The following is an 18,278-nucleotide window of genomic DNA, read 5'->3' as shown; positions in this document are numbered from 1 at the left end:
AAATGTTAGTTTATTTGTAAATAGTCGTTTTGGGGTAATTTTTAGAGGTTGCCAATATTTAATATAGATAATAGTAAGGATTAAAGCGACTCTTAAATGTTTCCTATGTTAGGAATAGTGGGGCAAGCCGGGCGTTGCGGGGCGGCGTCTGAGCCCCGCAGTGGGGGTGCGCGGATGGTTCGACAGGCTCACCAACCTTTTCCGCGATTCTCGGCCTGTCGAAACAGGAGCCAGGGGGACTCCTCCCCCTTTATAAAAAATACTATATTATTTCCATTGGGCTGGTCGAAAGACCCAGGTCCATCTTTGGCGAGGATGTTCCTCGCTTTTTTTGTGAAAAGCATATTGCATTTGCAAGCCCGGGCGTTACAGAAACCCCTGCGGCTCGGCCACAGCCATGCAAGCATGGCTGCGGCACTCGCCTTGCATGGTTTTGCGGGGGCGGCGTCTGAGCCCCGCAGTGGGGGTGCGCGGAAGACGAAAGGAGATCCCCGCCTTCGCGGGGATGACATTCGGCTGGAGCCAGGGGGAAACCTCCCCCCCCCCCTTCTTGTATATTAAAGAATCTTACCCTACAATTACTAAAATTTGATATATTGTAGGGTAATGAGCGTCGTGAACGGAATATTGAAAGAAGAACTCAATCGGCTGGAAAGGCTTCAGGCGAAGTATTCCGCCATACTCGAAGACCTCCCCAAAGGGTCTCTACGGAAAAAGAAAATCGGACAGAAGATTTACTTTTATCTGGTTTCAAGAGAAGGGATATCAAATCCAAGGTCAAAAGCGTAAAAGAGGACATTGCCGAAATAAAGAAGGCTATTGGAAAGTTCGCAAGAGCATCGACTTTACAAGCAAAACGGCATTCTCGGACCCATTTGTAAAGAAAGAGAGCTATTCCAGTTTGGAATAGGGTTGGCAAACAGCACATAAATAATGTATATTCCTAATTAGAAACATGGAGCGAACTATGGAAACCGTCCTGAACCCGACTCAATTGCATCTTCTGAAGATGTTTTCCTTTGCCAAGGATTCTAAATCTTTGGAAGAGATTCGTGTTGCCCTGACGGATGTTTTCTCCAAGCGTGTCGAGAACGGTATGGATGCTCTGTGGGAGTCCGGCGAGTGGGACAACGAAAAAAATGAAGCCGTCCTGAACGAACACCTTCGGACGCCTTACAAGAACAAATGAGAATTGTTCTTGATACGAATTGCCTTTTAGCATCCCTTTCTAAACGGGGTGCTTATTTCAATGTCTGGCGCGGCTTACAGGAAGGCAAATACACTCTTTGTGTTTCAAACGAAATCCTTGACGAATAGGAAGAGATTATTGGACAAAAGACAAATTCAATAATCGCCTCGAACGTCATCCAAACCCTATTGAACGCGCCTTCCGTTGAACTTATCGACACTTTCTTCAGGTTCGACCTTATAAAGGATGATCCAGACGACAACAAGTTTGTCGACTGCGCCATTGCCGGGAATGCAACCTTCATCGTATCGAATGATTCACATTTCAGCGTTCTGCGAGAAATAGATTTTCCGAAACTAATCTTGAAGAGTTTGCAAGAATTTTCCGTCATGCTGCAATAGTTTCAAGCCGGGCGTTGCGACCTTTGACTACTTAGTACTTTTATACGATACTTGGTGCTTTAACCTTAGTAGAGTTATCCTCTTTGGGGAAGCATTTATGTGGGCATGGCGACCTTTAGGTGGGAGTGAGACGCAAGCCGAACGGTCTTATAAGGCCGCCAACTGCGTGATGAGCCAGTTGCTCCTCCGCGACGCCACCAAGGCACCCGAATTGTTCGAAAAAGAGCATGAAGGTGTACCTGAACCTCGCCGAAAGTGCCTGTGCTGAGCCTGTCGAAGCAAAGTCGCCAAGCACTACAACTTCGTGAAGAGCGTGAATGCGGAAGCGCTGGAAAGCTACAAGCAGGCTTAATTGGACCCTATCGCCTTCGGCTCCAGGGTGACATGTCATTGCACTTCGTGCATGACTGCGTCGGTTATCCAATGCGTGTGCAAGCACCCGCGCTGTATAACCTAGCATGTCATTCTGGAGGAGCGAAGCTCCGATAGAATCCATAAAACAATTCTGCCCCGACTCTAATGAGCCGGGGCTTTCTGTTTACGAATTAAACATCATCAAAGAGCTTTCTTCATATCGCGTTTTCCATACACGATACGAGTTATCCAAACTTCCGACTCGGCATCTTTTACAAGATAAAACAACACATAATTGCCAACGGCGACAGAACGAATCTCTCTCGAAAGCCAAGGCTCCATCGGATATACACGATAACGTTTTGGCAGTACAGAAAGACCGACCATTGCACCACGCAGCCGCAAAGCAACTCTTTCCGCACTTGATTTTGATTTTAATTTGCGATAAATATATGAATAAATGCCGTTCAAGTCGCGTTCGGCCTGTTCAGACACAATCACTTTGTAATTCATTAGGCGAATCGCTTTCTTAAATCGGGAAAAACTTCTTCCAGCGGTTTTCCTCGACCTTCTATAGCGTCAGTATAACCGCGCTCCATCTTTTCTTCAAATACTTCATCCGATTCAATTAAGGGAGCCATGTCTGCCTGTTCCTGTTGATACAGCAAAAACTCAATATACCTTGAAACTTCCTCCAAAGAACTTTCTGGAAGAGATTTTACTTGATCAATTACGGTTTCATAGGACATAAAAACCTCCACCATTAAATATACACTAATTCAATGCTAGAGACAAGCAGGCGAACTTGCGATAAAGTAGAAAAAGCCCCCAATAAGGCAATTTACGCATTCACATCTTTACTTGTCAACTTCGCGACACCGCCAAGCACTACAACTTCGTGAAGAGCGTGGATGTGGAAGCGATGGAGAGCTATAAGCAGGCTTAATTAGACCCTATCCCCTATCGTGCTGTGCGCACGCCAGGGTCCAGGGTGACATGTCATATCGGTTCTACTTCTTCGTTGTCTTGACGTTGTCGTTTTGTAGCTTAAGAATGATGTCGCCGGAATCCGGGTCCATCATCATGTCGAAGCTAGAACGAATGGTAAACTTGTAGCCCGCGACGTCATAGTTTATGTCCAGCGAATGCACCACGCACTTGTTCATGTAATCCAGAATCAGCTTTTCGCGGGTGTAATCCAACGCGTTCATGACATTGGTTTCACTTTGCTGCATCAGGGAACTCAGGTACTTGTAATGGATTTCGTAGGTGTACTTGTCTTCGAGATCCTTGGGGATGTACGAGATTCCGCCCATGCGAAGCACCGGCGAATTCTTGGTCAGGTTCCAGAAAAGGAAACCCCTATAGCCCGGGTCGAAAGACTTCGTGTTTGTCGCGATTCCAGACGCCATGAATTTCGCGAAAGCCTCTTTACGGGTAAAGTACTTTTTCATCGCCACGTCATCTTCCGAAATGAACGCAGAGAAAATATCCCCGTACGGAGTTTTCTTGTAGAACTTACCCACGTGATAGACGCGCTTGATTCTACCCTTACCCGTTTTGGTGCGATAGGTTATCTGCTTTGTCACATCGTTCTTGTTTGAGATCTGTTCCAGCAAATCCTGATAAACAACCTTGTAGTCTTCCGGAAGAATCGCATTCTTAAAGCGTTCCCCAACAAATTCACAGAATTCCTCGAAACTTTCGCATTCGAAGATGTCGAGCACGCAACCGTTTACATATAGGATTTTTCCGCTGCGGGCATTTAAAAGAATGACCCCTCCAGGCACATATTCCATATAGTTCAAAGCAAGCTGTTGCAGCACTTCGGCATTCTTGATGGCGCCATCTATTTTTGCCTTGAGCATGCTCTTGTCCATAATGGGCAAGCGGATAAACTGATAGGCTCCAAGACGAATACTTTCCTTTGCAAGATCCAAATTGTCTGTCATCACGACAAAGGGAATCTGAAGATTACTTCTCGCCTCGTGGAATTTCCGGATCATCTTGAAGCCATCCATTTTCGGAAGGACGGCATTCACCAACGCAAGCGAAATCCTATTCCCGTATTCAAGCAGAAGCTTGAGGGCGTGCTCGCCATCCGGAGCAAGCAACACGTTGTAATTTGACCTGAGAATACTGCCAAGGAACGCCCTGTTCTGCGGGTTGGCCTCGGCAAGCAGAACAGTCTTCGTATTTGCCGGAAGCGTAGAATCTTTGCTACTGGAAGAGCTGTCATAGGCACTCACATGCGTGTTGCGGAAGCACAAATCGTAAATGTGGCAGCCATTATTATCGGCTACCAGGCGCCCCTTCATAAAGACGTACATTCCGTGCGTCACGTAAGTCACCTCGCAAGGGGACACATAGGCAGCCTTTTCCGCCTCATGGAGCGTGTAGTACACCGGATTTTCCGGATCGTTCGACGCAGCCTCGACCTCATCAAGATTTTTAAAGCCGAGACTCAGTAGCTGTTCTTCGTACAACTTATTCGCAAACAGGAACTTGAATGTTCCGTTCTCGTAAGACATAATCGCCCTAGGAGAATCTTCCTGATAGTCGAGGCGACCCAGCTTCGAATACACCGTACGCATGTTGTCGTTTTCGGCCACGATTCCTGAAGTTTCCATGTGCGTCATGGTATCCTTCAGCGGCTGCGGTTTTCCGTAATAGTAACCCTGGACTTTTTCACAACCGATTTGTTTCAGGAATTCCAGCTGCTCCCTGGTTTCAACACCTTCGGCCAACGTCTTCAGGCCAAGGCTTTTCGCCATGCGGACTGTCGAACTGATGATGATGCGGGAGACCTCGTTGAAGTTCGAAAGGAACGCCATGTCAATCTTGAGTTCGTCGAACTTGTAATCCTTGAGAGTATTGAGCGAGGAGTAGCCGCTGCCGAAATCGTCCATCCAGACTTCGTAACCCACCAGGCGGAACCTTTCGATTTCATGCTGGATGTAGGAATCCGAAGCCATGATGCTTTCCGTAATTTCGACACGGATGTAGTCTCGCTTAATCCGGTACTTCATCAGGGCCGATTCGACCACATTAAAGATATCGCAACCGATAAAGTCAAGGCGCGAAAGGTTGAACGAAACAGGCACTATCGGGCGGCCCTGGTCCAGCTCCTCGCGAAGTTCCTTACAGACCTGTTCGATGATGTAGCTGTCGAGCTTATGGATCTGGCGCGATTCCTCGAGCGTCCCAATAAACACACCCGGATTCAGGAATCCATTCTGCGGGTCGATCCAACGGGCAAGCGCCTCCATGCCGCAGAACGTTTCCGTAATCGTACGCACCACGGGCTGGTAGTAAACCTTGATATAGCCGTTCGCAATCGCCTCGTCGATATGGTTCACCACATAGTTCTGCAAGATGAGGTCTTTGTGCAGTTCCTTGTCGTAATAGCGGATAAAGTTGTCGCCCTTTTCTTCTGGATGTTGCAGGCCAGCTTCGCCTTTTCGCTCGCGTCCAGGAACACGCCATATTCTTCGATATTGCAGATGCCGACATAGAGGTCCATCGAAATCTTGGAAACGGTTCCCTTGACACTCTTGCGGATAATGTTCAGCCTGTCTTCTATTCCGCTAGAATCCGCAACGACGGCGAAATGGTCGTTGGAGAAACGGCAAATCAGGTTGTCGGGGAACTGCTTCTTGATGCATGAAGCGAAATCAATCAGGAATTCGTTACCCTGGTTAAATCCGTTTGCACTATTGTAGAGTTTCATCCCCACGATGTCGAAGAATATGAGAACCGGAGATCCCCCCGCGTTCCGGATGTCCTCCACGTAGTTTTCGCCGCACAGGCGGCCATATTCCATATTCGGGAGACCAGTCAGCGGATCGAAATAACGGTCGGCATGTTCACATATTCGCAAGAACACGGAATTTCTCCCGCGCCAGGAAATCTGCGACACACTCACAATCAAGTCTTTGCCGGTACGCGGATTGCGGACGATCGTCTCTCCCCTTTCGATAATATCGTCAACAGATATCCGGTCGCGTTCTTCGGGCGTAAAGAAATATTCTTCGACCTTGATTCCCGAATCAAACGTCCTCACCGGTTTCCACACCTGTTCCACCGAGGCGCTCACCATGTAGATTTCATGCGTATCCGCGTTGAAGATCACAAACGGGTCCACCTTGTCCGTATTCAGGAACTCAACGACGCCCTCCTCGAAATCGCTTCGCGAGCCTCCGTTGGACTCCAGTGCAGCGCTCACGTCATCGTAAACGACAACGGCGCATTTCGTACCATCTTCGAGATAGCGGTGGTACCCTACGGCATGAACCGTACGGTAATCATTGTTGCCATAAAGCTTTTGACGGTAAACGACATCGTAACATCCGTCCTCGATTTTCGAAAAATCCTTGGCCTTGGTCGCCACGTAAACGACATCTTCGTGGTGGACGTCCCGGTACATATCCTCATCGAGAATGCGCACTAGGTCTTCGCGGGTCCTTCCCGGGGCCAGCCAACGGACAAGCCCGTCAGAGACAAGTACAGTCCGAGCCTTGCCGTCCTCATGCCGGTAGACCGCGAGCGGGACCCCGGACTTCTCCAATTCCAGTCTCAAAACCTCAGGTAGATTACAAGACGCATTCAATGACATCGCCATAAACCAAACAAAAATGTTATTTAATACTTAAAATAATACAATAGACTCTAAAAAGCAATCATAATTACACGCTATTCCTGTAAAATGTCCCAAAAAAGCCGTTTTTTAAAAAAAGCGAGCAAAAGCTACAGTGACCTTCGCAAATACAAAATGGCCGCCCCACGAGGGAGCGACCAATTTAATTGTAGCTAGGATGGGGCTAAAGCCCCAACTCTTTGGCTCGGTTATGCCCATGCAAGCATGGGCGCAACACTCGCCTTCTGAGTTGTCTTCGACTTCGAGGCTTCGCCTCTCCGCTCATGACACGGCTAATTAGTTACCGCGTTCGAAGCGGATGAAGTTCACGACCTTCAGGCTGGAAAGACCGAGCTGCTTGGCGACGACTTCCTGGAGGTAGTCCTTGACGCTGAGCTTCTTCGGGTTCTTTTCGGACATGAAGAATTCCTGGTCTTCGAGAACGATTTCCTTGAGCACCTTGGCGACGCGACCGTCGATCTGGCGCTGCAGGAATTCGGGCTTCGGAGCCTTGCCGGAAGCTTCGATCTGGGCCTTGGCGATTTCCTTTTCCTTTTCGATGGTTTCGGCCGGTACGGCGGCATCGTTCAGGGCGACCGGAGCAAATGCGGCGGCCTGCATAGCGATGTCCTTAGCAGCCTGCTTGAGAGCAGCTTCGTCAGAAGCGGTGCCTTCGAAAGCGAGTTCGGTAATCACGCCGATCTTGCCCTTCATGTGGCTGTAAACGCCAAACACGGAGTTAGCGACCTTCTTCATTTCGGCGAACTTGCGGAAGTCGATGTTTTCCTGGATCTTGACGAGCACGTCCTGGAGCACATCGTTGATCTTCTTGCCATCGACCACGGCATTCTTGAGGTCGTCGACAGAGGCGATAGCCTGAGTTTCGACAGCCTTCACGGCCATGTTGGCGAGAGCGACGAAGTCGTCGTTGTTGGAAACCGGTTCCGTTTCGCAAGAGAGTTCGAAAGCGGCGGCCTTGTCAGCGGTTTCGATGAGGTAGATGCGGCCTTCCTTGGCGGCCTTGTCGGCGCGCTTGGCGGCAACAGCAGCACCCTGCTTGCGGAGGAGTTCAACGGCCTTGTCCATGTCGCCGTCAGTTTCGGTGAGGGCCTTCTTGCACTGCATCATGCCCACGCCAGTCTTCTGGCGGAGTTCGTTAACGAGGGAAGCGGTAATCTGCATATTACTTTTCTTCCTCGCCGTTGTCGAACTTCTTCACTTCTTCCTTGTCGGCCTTCTTGTCGGCGGAACGCTTTGCAACGTTGGCGGCAATGTAGTCGATGATGAGCGTGAGGGACTTCACGGCGTCATCGTTGGCCGGAATCGGATAGTCCACGAGAGTCGGGTCGACGTTCGTGTCGCAAATGCCGATGATAGGAATGTGGAGGCGGCGAGCTTCAGCCACGGCGATCTTTTCGTGAGCGAGGTCGGTCACGACGAGGAGACCCGGGAGGTTCACCATTTCACGGATGCCACCGAACACGGAAAGGAGCTTTTCGCGTTCGCGGTTCTTGTCGAGGACTTCCTTCTTGGAGAGGGCCTGGAAAGTACCATCAGCTTCCATGGCATCGATCTTGTCAATCTTCTTGATGGACTTACGGACGGTCTGGAAGTTCGTGAGCATACCACCGAGCCAGCGGTTGGTCACGGAGAACTGGTTGCAAGAAGCGGCAGCGTCGAGCACGCACTGACGGGCGGTCGGCTTGGTGCCAACGAAGAGCACGGTCTTGCCAGATTCAGAAATCTTGGCAGCGGCCTTGGCGGCTTCTTCAAGGAGTTCGCGGGTCTTGGAGAGGTTGAGAACGTAGATGCCGTTCTTTTCAGCCAAGATGTAGGGTTTCATTTTCGGGTTCCAGCGCTGAGTCTGGTGACCAAAGTGGGAACCTGCAGCAAGCAGATCTTCGACAGAAGGCAGATTTGCCATAATGTATTTCCTTTTCGGTTGTTACTGCCCGGACTGCAATTAAGCCGCGAAGCACAGGGCGGACCCAGGGGTCAGGACGGTGCCACCGAAGCGACTCTCGCAAGCCGGTGATTGGTTTTACCTAGGCGAAATTGCCCAAGCGCGCGTAAATGTAGAAAAAAGAGGGAGCAGTGTCTAATGTATATTTGAACGAAAAAGCCGTAAAAAGGACCCCCAAATGTCTACCATCCGCAAAAGAATTTCCGCCAATTCCAATTCCCGCTCCGAAAAAGCCCTTTTCGATACCGCCGCCTGCCTGAACGACGAATGGGACATCTGGATGAACCCGCGGCTAAAATTCGAGGACAGGAAGAATTCCCAAAGCATCGACCACGAGGTGGACTGCATTCTGTACCACAAGAAATACGGCATGCTCCTGATCGAATGCAAGGACGGCCAGATTTCCACCGAAGAAGCCCAGGGTACCGAAAACGGATTCATCTGGAAACAGGGGGGCCGCATCATGGACCGCTCCCCCATCCAGCAAATCGAGCAGTCCATTCACCCGCTCCACGACCACTTCAGCGAGATGTTCCCCAAGGAAGGCGGACTCACCTACTACAAGGTGCGCGTGCAGTGGGCAGTCTGTTTTGCCGACATGGAAAACATGGGAAAAATCGGCAGCAACGCCATTCAGCCCAAGCGCATCATCCTGAAGCAAGACCTAAAAAGCTACAACACGCTCGAACGCAAGGTCAAGAAAATTCTCGAGACCAAGGAAGAATCGCACGGAGGAAAGCCCTTCCCGAACGAAGTTCTGAGCGACGAGGACTACAACCGCCTCACGAGTTTCTTGGGCTGCTTCGACGAGCCGACCTGGCCGGAACTCTGGGAAATGGAATCGAGTGCGCGCCTGCAGCCGACCGCTTTCCAGGAAATGCTCATGGAATCGATCACCAGGAATCCGCGCATACAGATCGAAGGGGTCGCCGGGTCCGGAAAATCGCTCTTGGTGCTGTGGGAGACCCGGCGCCTTATCGCCGAAGGTAAACGCGTCGCGGTGCTCTGCTTTAACGACCTGCTGGCAGAACAGCTTCAGAAAAATTTCAAGAAAGAAGGCCTTGACGACAGCCAGGTGGTCGCGGCCAGTTTCCACAAGCTGGCCTGCAAGTACGTGCGCAACGCCAAGATAGAAGGAGTGCCCCGCCACGAACCGGAAGACCCCGCCGCAAAGACGGATTACTATAAGGCCGTCGTCGCAAGTTTCCCTGCCGCCATCAAGGCGCTCCGCGAGAAAAAGAAGAAACAGTTCTTCGACGCCATCGTCATCGACGAAGGGCAAGACTTCGAAAACGGCTGGCTGGATACAGCGCTGCAGCTATTGAAAGACCCCGAAAAAGGAATCGTCCGCTTTTTCTACGACCGCAACCAGACCATCTTCAAGAACCGCGACGTTCTCGGGAACAAGACTATAGGCGCCCTGCCGGTAATGGTGCTGAAACGCGGGTACCGCTGCACCAAGAAAATCCTGGACTGGGTCTACGACACGACCGACATCAGAATCCCCTGCTACGACGAGACCCCAACAGGCCGCCCCGTCGATGTCAGGGTGTATGAAAATCCCGAAGACCAGGTCGACCTGCTGCGCAAAGAAATCAGGCGTCTACAGAAAAAAGGAGTCGGCCCCGAGGACATCCTTGTCGTCTCGCTGCGCAGCCGCGCAAATTCGGGGCTTGCCAACCTGGACGACGACGAATTCCACTGGAGCGACATCAGCGATTCCCTGAACGGGACCGCGATAAACATCGTGTCGGTGTACCGCTACAAGGGCCTGGACAAGCAAGTGGTGATCCTGACGGACCTGGAACCCTCCAAGAACGGCCCGGGATTCCCGCACAGCAACGCCCACCTGATCATGGTCGGCGCGACGCGCGCCAAGGAACACCTGATTGTGTTCAAGCAACGACATAAGATGTAACCCCGACACCAGGGACCCGGCGAAACATCGTATGACTGGCACAACGCCCGCGGGACTGCCCCAAGAAACTATAAATAGGGCACAAAATCGCTTTTTCGAAAAAAAAAGCTTTTTCGTTTTACATTTTGAATTTTATAAACGATATATAAGCACGATTATGAACTGGCTTACCAACACATTTGTAAATAAAAGTTTGCAAAATTTTCCGGACACAAATTTCGAGTGTCATCTTTTGACATCTGGGCGTTGCTATATTTGTAAGCATGAGAGTGATTGATAATTTCTCTGTTTGGTTTTCCGGCGCCCCGATGGGTGCTTCCTCCTATTATATCTATAAGGGTCTCGCCCTCGGCTTGACCAAATAACTTTCGTCTTTCCCTTTATACAACCGTCTTTTGATAAAAATTTTATCAAGGGGCTTTTTGTCGTCTTTTCTCGCCGTCCGCCAGCCGACGGACACCGTCAAACACCCAAAGGAGTACGCCCATGCGTCACAACAACACCCCGGCCACCGCCACCCAAATCAACAACCTCATCGCGCTCGTCCAGACCGCCCCTACCGAGGAAGCCCGCGCAAGCGCCATCGGGCAGATGTGGGAGCAGTTCGGCGATAATGTCGTAGGAATCGCCGCCAAGCAGTCCTACAACATGGACTCCGATTTTGGCTACCACGGCTACAGTGTCGCTGACCGCCGCGCCGCCGTCATGGGAGAGACCTTCGAGGTGTTCCTCAAGACCGCCCAGGAATTCGACGCCACCCTGGGCGTGCCCTTCATGGCACACATCGCCAACAAGGTCAAATGGCAACTCCAGACAGACAAGCGCGAAAACTCCAAAAGAGACGACCGCGAAGAGCCTCTCGAGTACATCGAGAACTGCGCCGCCCCCAACGATACGGAAAACAATGTCTACCTCAAGGACGCCATCGATGCCATCAAGCGCAGTCTCAAGGGCAACCCGACGCTCCTCCGCTACTTCGACACCCTCATGGACATCTGCTACGACGGCCTGAACCCCACCGACGCCGAAGCCGCTAGACGCATGGGGTGCACCCGCGCCACCACGAACAACTACCGCAAGCAGCTGCTTCAGCACTTGAGCGAATACGGCCTGGTCGAAGACTGCCGCATGGCCCTGGCGGCGTAGCCGTGGCCGCACCTTTTGCGGCCAAATTTTGCCGTGTTACGGTAGCACGGAGAAACTTGGGAATCTCTTTACTTGAGCGCAAGCATCGCAGAAATCACGGACTCCGGAACCTTCTGCGAACGTAGAAACCTGACCCGTTTAGCATCGCGAGCAGCGTTTTGCGCATCATTCTTCTCGCGTTCCTGCTTGGCCCCCTGTTCAATGCCTTCCTTTCGGCCTTCCATTCGGCCTTCCTTTCGACCTTCTTTTCGGCCTTCTTCCAAGCCGCGTTTCCGACCGCGGCGAACTGCGGCGCGTTCTGCGGCACGGAGACGGTCGCCAGCCGTCTTGATGCCCAGGGCCTGTCCGATACTCATACGCATACGCAATTCCTCAACGACTTCTTCATCTAGGTACTCTCCTAAATATACTACAATTTTCTCCGCAAGGGTAGCCCTTGCGCCATTATCCAGCCGGGAAAGCATTTTTGCCAACTTGTCCACGATTCCTTTCAGTCCATCGGCATCGAAGGCATGCTTCATCACCAAAGCCCCGATTGAAGCCTCGACATTCGGCTCCCTAAGGCAGGCCCCGTCGGGAATGTCAGCGAGATTCACGAGGACGCACTCGAACGGCAATTCGCGACCATTGAACCGCCCCCTGTACTTGGTGCGGAATTCCGCCAGCGGGTTCCAGCCGACACGTCCATTGTAGATGATAATCGCCTTGGTCGGGAGCCAGCCGAAATCGGTTGCACCCTTGTTATGCATGACCTCGAAGGTGTAGCGGTAAATCTGTGAAAGTACGTCGCTTTCATGGTAGGACTTGTGCTCCAACAAGATGCCCACGAAAATTTCGGGACCGCCCTTGATGCGCGCCTTGAACGCGAGATCAGAGTGCCCCCATTCCTTGACAGAGCTAAAACTGCCCGGAATCAATTCCAGGGAATCCATGTCTACAGAGGCGAGCATCTTGCGGAGTTCGGGGTTCCTGCGCCGCGCAAGCCGAAGGAGAGTGCGCGTGTTGGCGGGAATCGCGTAAATATAGCGGAAGAATGGATCATGCTTGCGGTGTTTTGCATTTACAGTCGCTGATTCGGTTCCGGAAACAACCATCCGTTTCTTTTTTTTCTTGTTCATGCACAAGTTCGTCCTTTCCGCAAGCAGTCGTCTGCGGAATCAGGGTTATTCGGCGTGCCGCCCACGCCGGGCGAATAGGAAGGGACCCTATCTTTATATATATACGCTGGTTTTAGAAAAATTAGGAATTTCTCCACCTTTTTCCGTTTTTTTGCACGGTCCTAATTTTTTTTCATTTTCACTTTACATTAGAAAAATTCCATACGATATATATAGTGAACACTTTTTAGGGAGGCCCTTATGGGACACGCAGTTACCAAGAACACGAAATACCAGATCGTTGACGCCCGCGTGGAGGTGTGCAGCGGCGGCCCGGACCCGTCCATCCTGGTGGCCGAGGTGGAACTCATGCCCCAAACCGCAAAGGGCAAGCCTGTCTTCTACACGCTTTCGGAGGCCGAGGGCATGCCCGCATTCTACAAGACGAAGGAATCCGTATTCGACAGGTTTATGGACCCAACCGAAAACGACTTTAGCGATATTGTAAACAACCACACGCTGTACGAAGGCGAAAGCTACGCCGATTTCTTCGAAAACCACAAGGGCATCGAATGCTACGAGGGGCTCCGCTACCTGATTTACATCATGCGCGCCGACTGGGACAAGACAAAGGCCTTCATCAAGAAGACCAAAGGCAAGCTCCTGAGCGAAATCGAGATTCCCAAGTCCGACGCGGAAGAGGAATGGGAAAACGGCGAAGAAGAAGATTGATAAAACAAAAGTTTACAAAACATCGCCAAAAAAAAATGACAAACTGTCAGGTTTTGACATCCGGATTAAACTATATTTTAGAGGTATGAAAATGAACGTGATTTTTACCATACGGTTCTTCGGAGCATCGCCGGCACCACCGCCTTAGCTGACAGCATCACCTAGCAGCCATATATTATTTGTAGTAAAGTAGATCTCTTGAGATCGTTTGACATAGAAAGACTTTAAAAAGAGCCTTTTGATTTAAATGAATTTTAAATCAAGGGGCTCTTTTTTTTGTCTAAAAAAATCCACCCCGCCCCGATAGGGGCACACACCCAAGGAGTAGCTTATGGCGCTCAACAACCAGGCAACCACCACAAAAAAAATCCAGGCAACCACCGCCGAAATCAACAACCTCATCGCGATCGTCCAGACGGCACCGAGCGCGAAAGCCTACGAAAGGGCCATTCATGCCCTTTGGGCCATTTTCGGGGACTTCTTTACCGCACTCGTGGCAAAGAAATCTTACCTGCTCGACTCCGACTTCAGTCTCTGGGGTTGTAGCCCCGCAGAACGCCGGGAAAACCTGGCGGGCAACGCCTACATGCTTTTCTACAAGGCCGTCTTGGATTTCGAGCCGAGCCGAAAGGTCCCCTTTGCCGCCTACATCGCCAAAATCGGGGAATGGCGCATGCGCGACGAAAAGCGCAAAAACGCCAAGCGCAGCAAGCGCGAGGAACTCGACCGCTGCACAAGCAACAGCGATTCCGACGAGGAATCGTATTCACGCATCGACAATTGCGACGTAAACCCCTTTACCGGGGAACGCAACGAACTGAAATGCGATTTTGACAAAAAAGATTTGGTTGCCCTATTCAAAAAACGCCTGGCCGCGAGAGACCCCAAGGCTCTCCACCGGCTCAACATCATACATGAACTCTGCAGCGAAGGCAATTACTCCGACGCCGAAGCCGCCAGACGCATCGGCTGCGAACGCGCCAACATGAAGAACGTGAAGAAGAGCCTCCGGCAAACCATGGCCGAATGCGGACTCGAAGAGGAATTCCGCCTGCTGATGGCGGCATAGCCAGCAAGGAATTACTTGATGGCCAAGGCCGTATTAATTTTCTTCGCAGAAACGCCTATCGACTGAAGATATTCCGCAATTCTCTTGTCACGGGCGGCGTTTTGCGCATCATACTTCTCACGTTCCTGCTTACGGACACGGCGAGCTGTAGCACGAGCAGTGGCACGCTCGGCAGCGCGAAGGCGGTCGCCAGCCGTCTTGATGCCCAGAACTTGTCCGATACTCATACGCATACGCAGTTCCTCCACGACTTCTTCATCTAGGTACTCTCCTAAATATACTACAATTTTTTCCGCAAGGGTAGCCCTGGCGCCATTTTCCAGATGAGAAAGCATCCTTGTCAGCCCACACACAATACTTCTGAGGCCATCGGCGTCAAACGCATGTTTCATCACGAGTACGCCGACAGCCGCCTCTACGTTCGGCTCCCTGAGGCACGCCTCGTCAGGGATATCGGCGAGGTTCACGAGGACGCATTCGAATGGTAATTCGCGACCGTTGAACGCCCCTCTGCTTTTGGTACGAAATTCCACCAACGGATCCCAACCACTCCGACCGTTATAGATAATAATCGCCTTGGTCGGCAGCCAACCGAAATCGGTCGCCCCCTTGTTTTGCATTACCTCGAAGGTGTAGCGATAAATCTGCGACAGCACATCACTTTCGCGGTAGGACTTGTGCTCCAGAAGGATCCCCACAAAAATTTCGGGTCCACCCTTGATGCGGGCCTTAAACGCAAGGTCAGACTGTCCCCATTCCTTGACGCTGCTGAAACTGCCGGGTATTAGCTCCAACGAATCCATGTCCACAGTAGCAAGCATCTTACGAAGTTCCGGGTTCTTGCGCCGAGCAAGTCGCAAGAGCGTCCGGGTGTTGGCGGGAACTGCGTAAATATAACGGAAGAAAGGATCGTGTCTGCGGTTTCTCTTTTTCTTGTTCATGTGTAAGTTCGTCCTTTCCGCAAACAGTCGTTTGCGGACTCGGGGAATTTCGGCGTGCCGCCCACGCCGGGCGAATAGGAAGAACCCTATCTTTATATATATACGCTGATTTCGGAAAAAATAGGAATTTTGGTACTTTTCTCGTTTTTTGCACACACCCCTATTAAATCTGCCATTTTCACTTTACATTTGCCAACGTCCTTACGATATATATAATGAACACTTAAAAAGGAGGCCCTTATGGCACAACCGAAAATCTACACCGCCAAGAACGGCACAAAGTTTGTCCACTACACCAAAGAAAAGATTGTAATCCAGGACCCCAAAAACCGAACCTGGGCAACGAAGGGTTGCAAGTAAAAAGAATTTCCTTAATTTTCCGTTGTTGGTGAACGAAAGCCCGGTGACTTCATTGTCATCGGGCTTTTATACATTTTGTTCTAAAAAGTTTTGACAAACAGACTTCTTTGATTTATCTTTTTGAAAAACAAGAAGGAATATCACCATTATGTCATACGACATCAACACATATTGGAGTAGTCTTGCCTACTCAGCAGGCAACCTAAAGAACCCTATCTACAAGTGGAGCTGTTTTAGTAACGCCAGCACAACCGAACTAAGCGACTACATTCAAGATATTACAGAACAGCTGGAATCGTACGACATTTCTAACGCCATATATCAATATGACGAAAATCGTGACACCCACTACAAAACAAAAGCTCCTATTGAAACGAAAGTTTTTGCCACCCTATTCCTAATCCGATGCGCACTTATCAACAGATGCTCTGACGATTGGGACCTCGCTATCAGGCCGGAATACACCTCTGAAATTGGCCTTGACGATTTAAGCCCCAGTCAGTGGGCCTCCTTCATCAACACCGCCGAAAGAGTCCTGGGAAGACCTCCTCTTACACAAGACAGCAAGGCATTTCACCACTGCGCACGCATTCTTGTTGAATCCGGCATCCCTCTAAAAGCCCTGCAGAATCCTAAATCCAAGGTAGTTGAAGGGTTAAGAAGCATTTGGACTTTTCGCACTAGCGCTCCCAACATCAGTGCATACAATAAAGCAAAAAACGATTTCGAGTCTACGGGCGTCCTGATGAAAAGAACGGGAATCTTTTCGCAAGTACTTCCACTACCGGGCGGCCGTAACGGGTGCAGAGCCTTTTTCGACACCGGATTAAACTTGCTTGAGAGCGCCATCGCCAAACAAAAGAATGCAAGCAGCAATTTAGACGGCGTCGCGCTTTTCAAGGAACTCGGCTTCGAAAACCCCTCGCAACAAGCAATCGATTACATTTTCAACCTTAAACAACAATTAAATATTCCGCAACCTGCTTCCGATACAATAGACAAGAAAAAAGTCAGCCTTCCAAGAATCCACAGAAAAGTTTCTTTCACCTGGAAAGGGAAGACTCCCTAGTCTTTAGCGACTCGGCTATATTAATCGCTGGTATAATAAGTTCGTTTTTTTAGATTATTGAAAGCCCGAAGACTTGATTTGTCATCGGGCTTTGGGTATAGTCAAAGTCTATTTCTATAAGATAGTATCAATTTTTTACTAACAATTTATAGATACTACCAACCTTTATACCACTTAGGCGGCTTCTTTTCAAGTGGACTTCTATCAAACATTCCAGACACATCGGCATTACTAGATACATCCCATTTATCAATATCACCATCGTAATCAGAATAATTAAACATTTCATGCATATTTATCACTTTAGACACGTTCCATTCACTAATATTTCCTCTAAATTGAGCACCAAAAAACATACAATACATATTCGTCACATTGGATACATCCCATTTACTAATGTCTCCATTAAAAACAGACGCATTAAACATCAAACTCATATTCGTCACATTAGAAACATTCCAGTTACTAATATCGCCATTAAATTGAGAATCACTAAACATATAGCTCATATCTGTCACATTGGATACATTCCAGCGGCTAATATTACCTTTGAATCTAGATTCACAAAACAGATGGCTCATATTCGTCACATTAGATACGTTCCAATTACTGATATCTCCATTGAATCGGGATCTATAAAACATTCCACTCATATCCGCCACACGAGACACATCCCATTGACTAACATCTCCGTTAAATTCGGAATCGCAAAACATTTCGCTCATATTTGTCACATTGGACACATCCCATTGACTAACATCTCCGTTAAATTCGGAATCGCAAAACATTTCGCTCATATTTGTCACATTGGACACATCCCATTGACTAACATCTACTTTGACCTTTAATTTTTTAAACAAACCTCTCATATCCGTCACGTTAGATACATCAATAAAATTCAAATCACATTTTTCACCATACATCGCCATGATGCCAGAATTCTCAATAGCATCATTTACCAAATTCTTAATATTTTCGTCCGTTGCAACAATTTTTCTCACAGGGGTTCCATTTGTTAAAGGTCCATAAACTCCCCAGCGGCTAATATCACCTTTGAATTGCGAATTATAAAACATCAAATTCATATTCGTCACATTAGATACATTCCAGTGGCTAATATCGCCATCAAAGTGAGATCCCAAAAACATACTGTTCATGTCCGTCACATTGGATACATCCCATTGGCTGATATCGTCATTAAATTGAGAAAAGCCAAACATTTTAACCATCATTGTCACATTAGACACATCCCATTGGCTAATATCACCAGGGTACCTCTAAAAATACATTCTTTTCCTGAAGATGGGTTTATTTGTCGTTTTCAGGCGTAAAATTATCGTAATTCAGGCGCTGTCCCTTCTTTGTTCCGGGCCTTTCGGCCCGGTTTTTCGCCCCGGTGGGCG

18 protein-coding genes are annotated in these 18,278 nt (G+C 49.5%); 8 read left to right on the top strand and 10 right to left on the bottom strand.

The features are described 5' to 3' along the window. The first annotated feature begins 606 nt into the window (after window positions 1-606). The 3 genes from Q0P86_RS14260 (at window position 607) to Q0P86_RS16955 (ending at window position 1,590) form a co-directional block, all read left to right on the top strand. Window positions 607-789, top strand: coding sequence for a hypothetical protein (locus Q0P86_RS14260; protein ID WP_295040364.1), 183 nt, complete (start codon window positions 607-609; stop codon window positions 787-789). Window positions 790-967: 178 nt separating this feature from the next. Further along, the gene (locus Q0P86_RS14255; protein ID WP_295040362.1) at window positions 968-1,189 is read left to right on the top strand and encodes a hypothetical protein; all 222 of its coding nucleotides are present in this window, start codon (window positions 968-970) and stop codon (window positions 1,187-1,189) included. Window positions 1,190-1,377: 188 nt separating this feature from the next. Further along, complete coding sequence (locus tag Q0P86_RS16955; protein WP_366941319.1) at window positions 1,378-1,590, top strand: PIN domain-containing protein; 213 nt, start codon at window positions 1,378-1,380, stop codon at window positions 1,588-1,590. A 115-nt stretch (window positions 1,591-1,705) separates the two neighbouring features. On the opposite strand, the gene Q0P86_RS14250 is transcribed toward Q0P86_RS16955, so the two are convergent. The 7 genes from Q0P86_RS14250 to rpsB form a co-directional block, all read right to left on the bottom strand. After that, complete coding sequence (locus Q0P86_RS14250) at window positions 1,706-1,981, bottom strand: hypothetical protein (protein WP_295040361.1); 276 nt, start codon at window positions 1,979-1,981, stop codon at window positions 1,706-1,708. Between the two features lie 164 nt (window positions 1,982-2,145). Beyond that, entirely contained in the window at window positions 2,146-2,457 is a 312-nt protein-coding gene (locus tag Q0P86_RS14245; protein WP_291023326.1) for a type II toxin-antitoxin system RelE/ParE family toxin, read from the bottom strand. After that, complete coding sequence (locus Q0P86_RS14240; protein ID WP_291023328.1) at window positions 2,457-2,693, bottom strand: hypothetical protein; 237 nt, start codon at window positions 2,691-2,693, stop codon at window positions 2,457-2,459. Before Q0P86_RS14240 ends, Q0P86_RS14245 begins: the two co-directional genes overlap by 1 nt. 261 nt (window positions 2,694-2,954) lie before the next feature. After that, window positions 2,955-5,318, bottom strand: a complete 2,364-nt coding sequence (locus Q0P86_RS14235; RefSeq protein ID WP_295040360.1) for an EAL domain-containing protein — start codon at window positions 5,316-5,318, stop codon at window positions 2,955-2,957. Continuing rightward, window positions 5,300-6,511, bottom strand: coding sequence for a diguanylate cyclase (locus tag Q0P86_RS14230; RefSeq protein WP_295040358.1), 1,212 nt, complete (start codon window positions 6,509-6,511; stop codon window positions 5,300-5,302). Before Q0P86_RS14230 ends, Q0P86_RS14235 begins: the two co-directional genes overlap by 19 nt. 366 nt (window positions 6,512-6,877) lie before the next feature. Then, entirely contained in the window at window positions 6,878-7,762 is an 885-nt protein-coding gene (tsf, locus tag Q0P86_RS14225; protein ID WP_295040356.1) for a translation elongation factor Ts, read from the bottom strand. Between the two features lies 1 nt (window position 7,763). Then, the gene (rpsB, locus tag Q0P86_RS14220) at window positions 7,764-8,504 is read right to left on the bottom strand and encodes a 30S ribosomal protein S2 (RefSeq protein WP_072980006.1); all 741 of its coding nucleotides are present in this window, start codon (window positions 8,502-8,504) and stop codon (window positions 7,764-7,766) included. Window positions 8,505-8,721: 217 nt separating this feature from the next. Between rpsB and Q0P86_RS14215 the strand changes: the two genes are divergently transcribed. Together Q0P86_RS14215 and Q0P86_RS14210 are read left to right on the top strand one after the other, a co-directional pair. After that, a complete protein-coding gene (locus Q0P86_RS14215) occupies window positions 8,722-10,461 on the top strand; it encodes a DEAD/DEAH box helicase family protein (RefSeq protein ID WP_295040353.1) in 1,740 nt (579 codons plus the stop codon). Between the two features lie 486 nt (window positions 10,462-10,947). Beyond that, window positions 10,948-11,607 carry a hypothetical protein gene (locus tag Q0P86_RS14210; RefSeq protein WP_295040351.1) on the top strand — a complete coding sequence of 220 codons (660 nt, stop codon included), beginning with the start codon at window positions 10,948-10,950 and terminating at the stop codon, window positions 11,605-11,607. 68 nt (window positions 11,608-11,675) lie between these two features. Here Q0P86_RS14210 and Q0P86_RS14205 read toward each other — a convergent pair whose 3' ends face one another. Next, the gene (locus Q0P86_RS14205; RefSeq protein ID WP_295040349.1) at window positions 11,676-12,725 is read right to left on the bottom strand and encodes an Rpn family recombination-promoting nuclease/putative transposase; all 1,050 of its coding nucleotides are present in this window, start codon (window positions 12,723-12,725) and stop codon (window positions 11,676-11,678) included. Between the two features lie 240 nt (window positions 12,726-12,965). On the opposite strand from Q0P86_RS14205, the gene Q0P86_RS14200 reads away from it, so the two are divergent. Beyond that, window positions 12,966-13,436 (top strand): hypothetical protein, encoded by a 471-nt coding sequence (locus Q0P86_RS14200; protein ID WP_295040348.1) that lies wholly within the window; start codon window positions 12,966-12,968, stop codon window positions 13,434-13,436. A 331-nt stretch (window positions 13,437-13,767) separates the two neighbouring features. Continuing rightward, a complete protein-coding gene (locus tag Q0P86_RS14195; protein WP_295040346.1) occupies window positions 13,768-14,505 on the top strand; it encodes a hypothetical protein in 738 nt (245 codons plus the stop codon). 11 nt (window positions 14,506-14,516) lie between these two features. Here the strand turns inward: Q0P86_RS14195 and Q0P86_RS14190 are convergent, their stop codons facing one another. Then, window positions 14,517-15,446 (bottom strand): Rpn family recombination-promoting nuclease/putative transposase, encoded by a 930-nt coding sequence (locus tag Q0P86_RS14190; RefSeq protein ID WP_295040344.1) that lies wholly within the window; start codon window positions 15,444-15,446, stop codon window positions 14,517-14,519. 508 nt (window positions 15,447-15,954) lie between these two features. Between Q0P86_RS14190 and Q0P86_RS14185 the strand changes: the two genes are divergently transcribed. Continuing rightward, on the top strand, window positions 15,955-16,875 hold the full coding sequence (locus tag Q0P86_RS14185) for a hypothetical protein (protein WP_294114705.1): 921 nt from the start codon (window positions 15,955-15,957) through the stop codon (window positions 16,873-16,875). 155 nt (window positions 16,876-17,030) lie between these two features. On the opposite strand, the gene Q0P86_RS14180 is transcribed toward Q0P86_RS14185, so the two are convergent. Then, window positions 17,031-18,137 carry a BspA family leucine-rich repeat surface protein gene (locus tag Q0P86_RS14180; protein ID WP_295040366.1) on the bottom strand — a complete coding sequence of 369 codons (1,107 nt, stop codon included), beginning with the start codon at window positions 18,135-18,137 and terminating at the stop codon, window positions 17,031-17,033. Window positions 18,138-18,278: the final 141 nt, after the last annotated feature.

The sequence above is a fragment of the uncultured Fibrobacter sp. genome, from assembly GCF_946062555.1.
GTDB lineage: Bacteria > Fibrobacterota > Fibrobacteria > Fibrobacterales > Fibrobacteraceae > Fibrobacter.
Note: the sequence above shows the minus strand (reverse complement) of the source record. Positions and strands in the feature narration are given on the sequence as shown.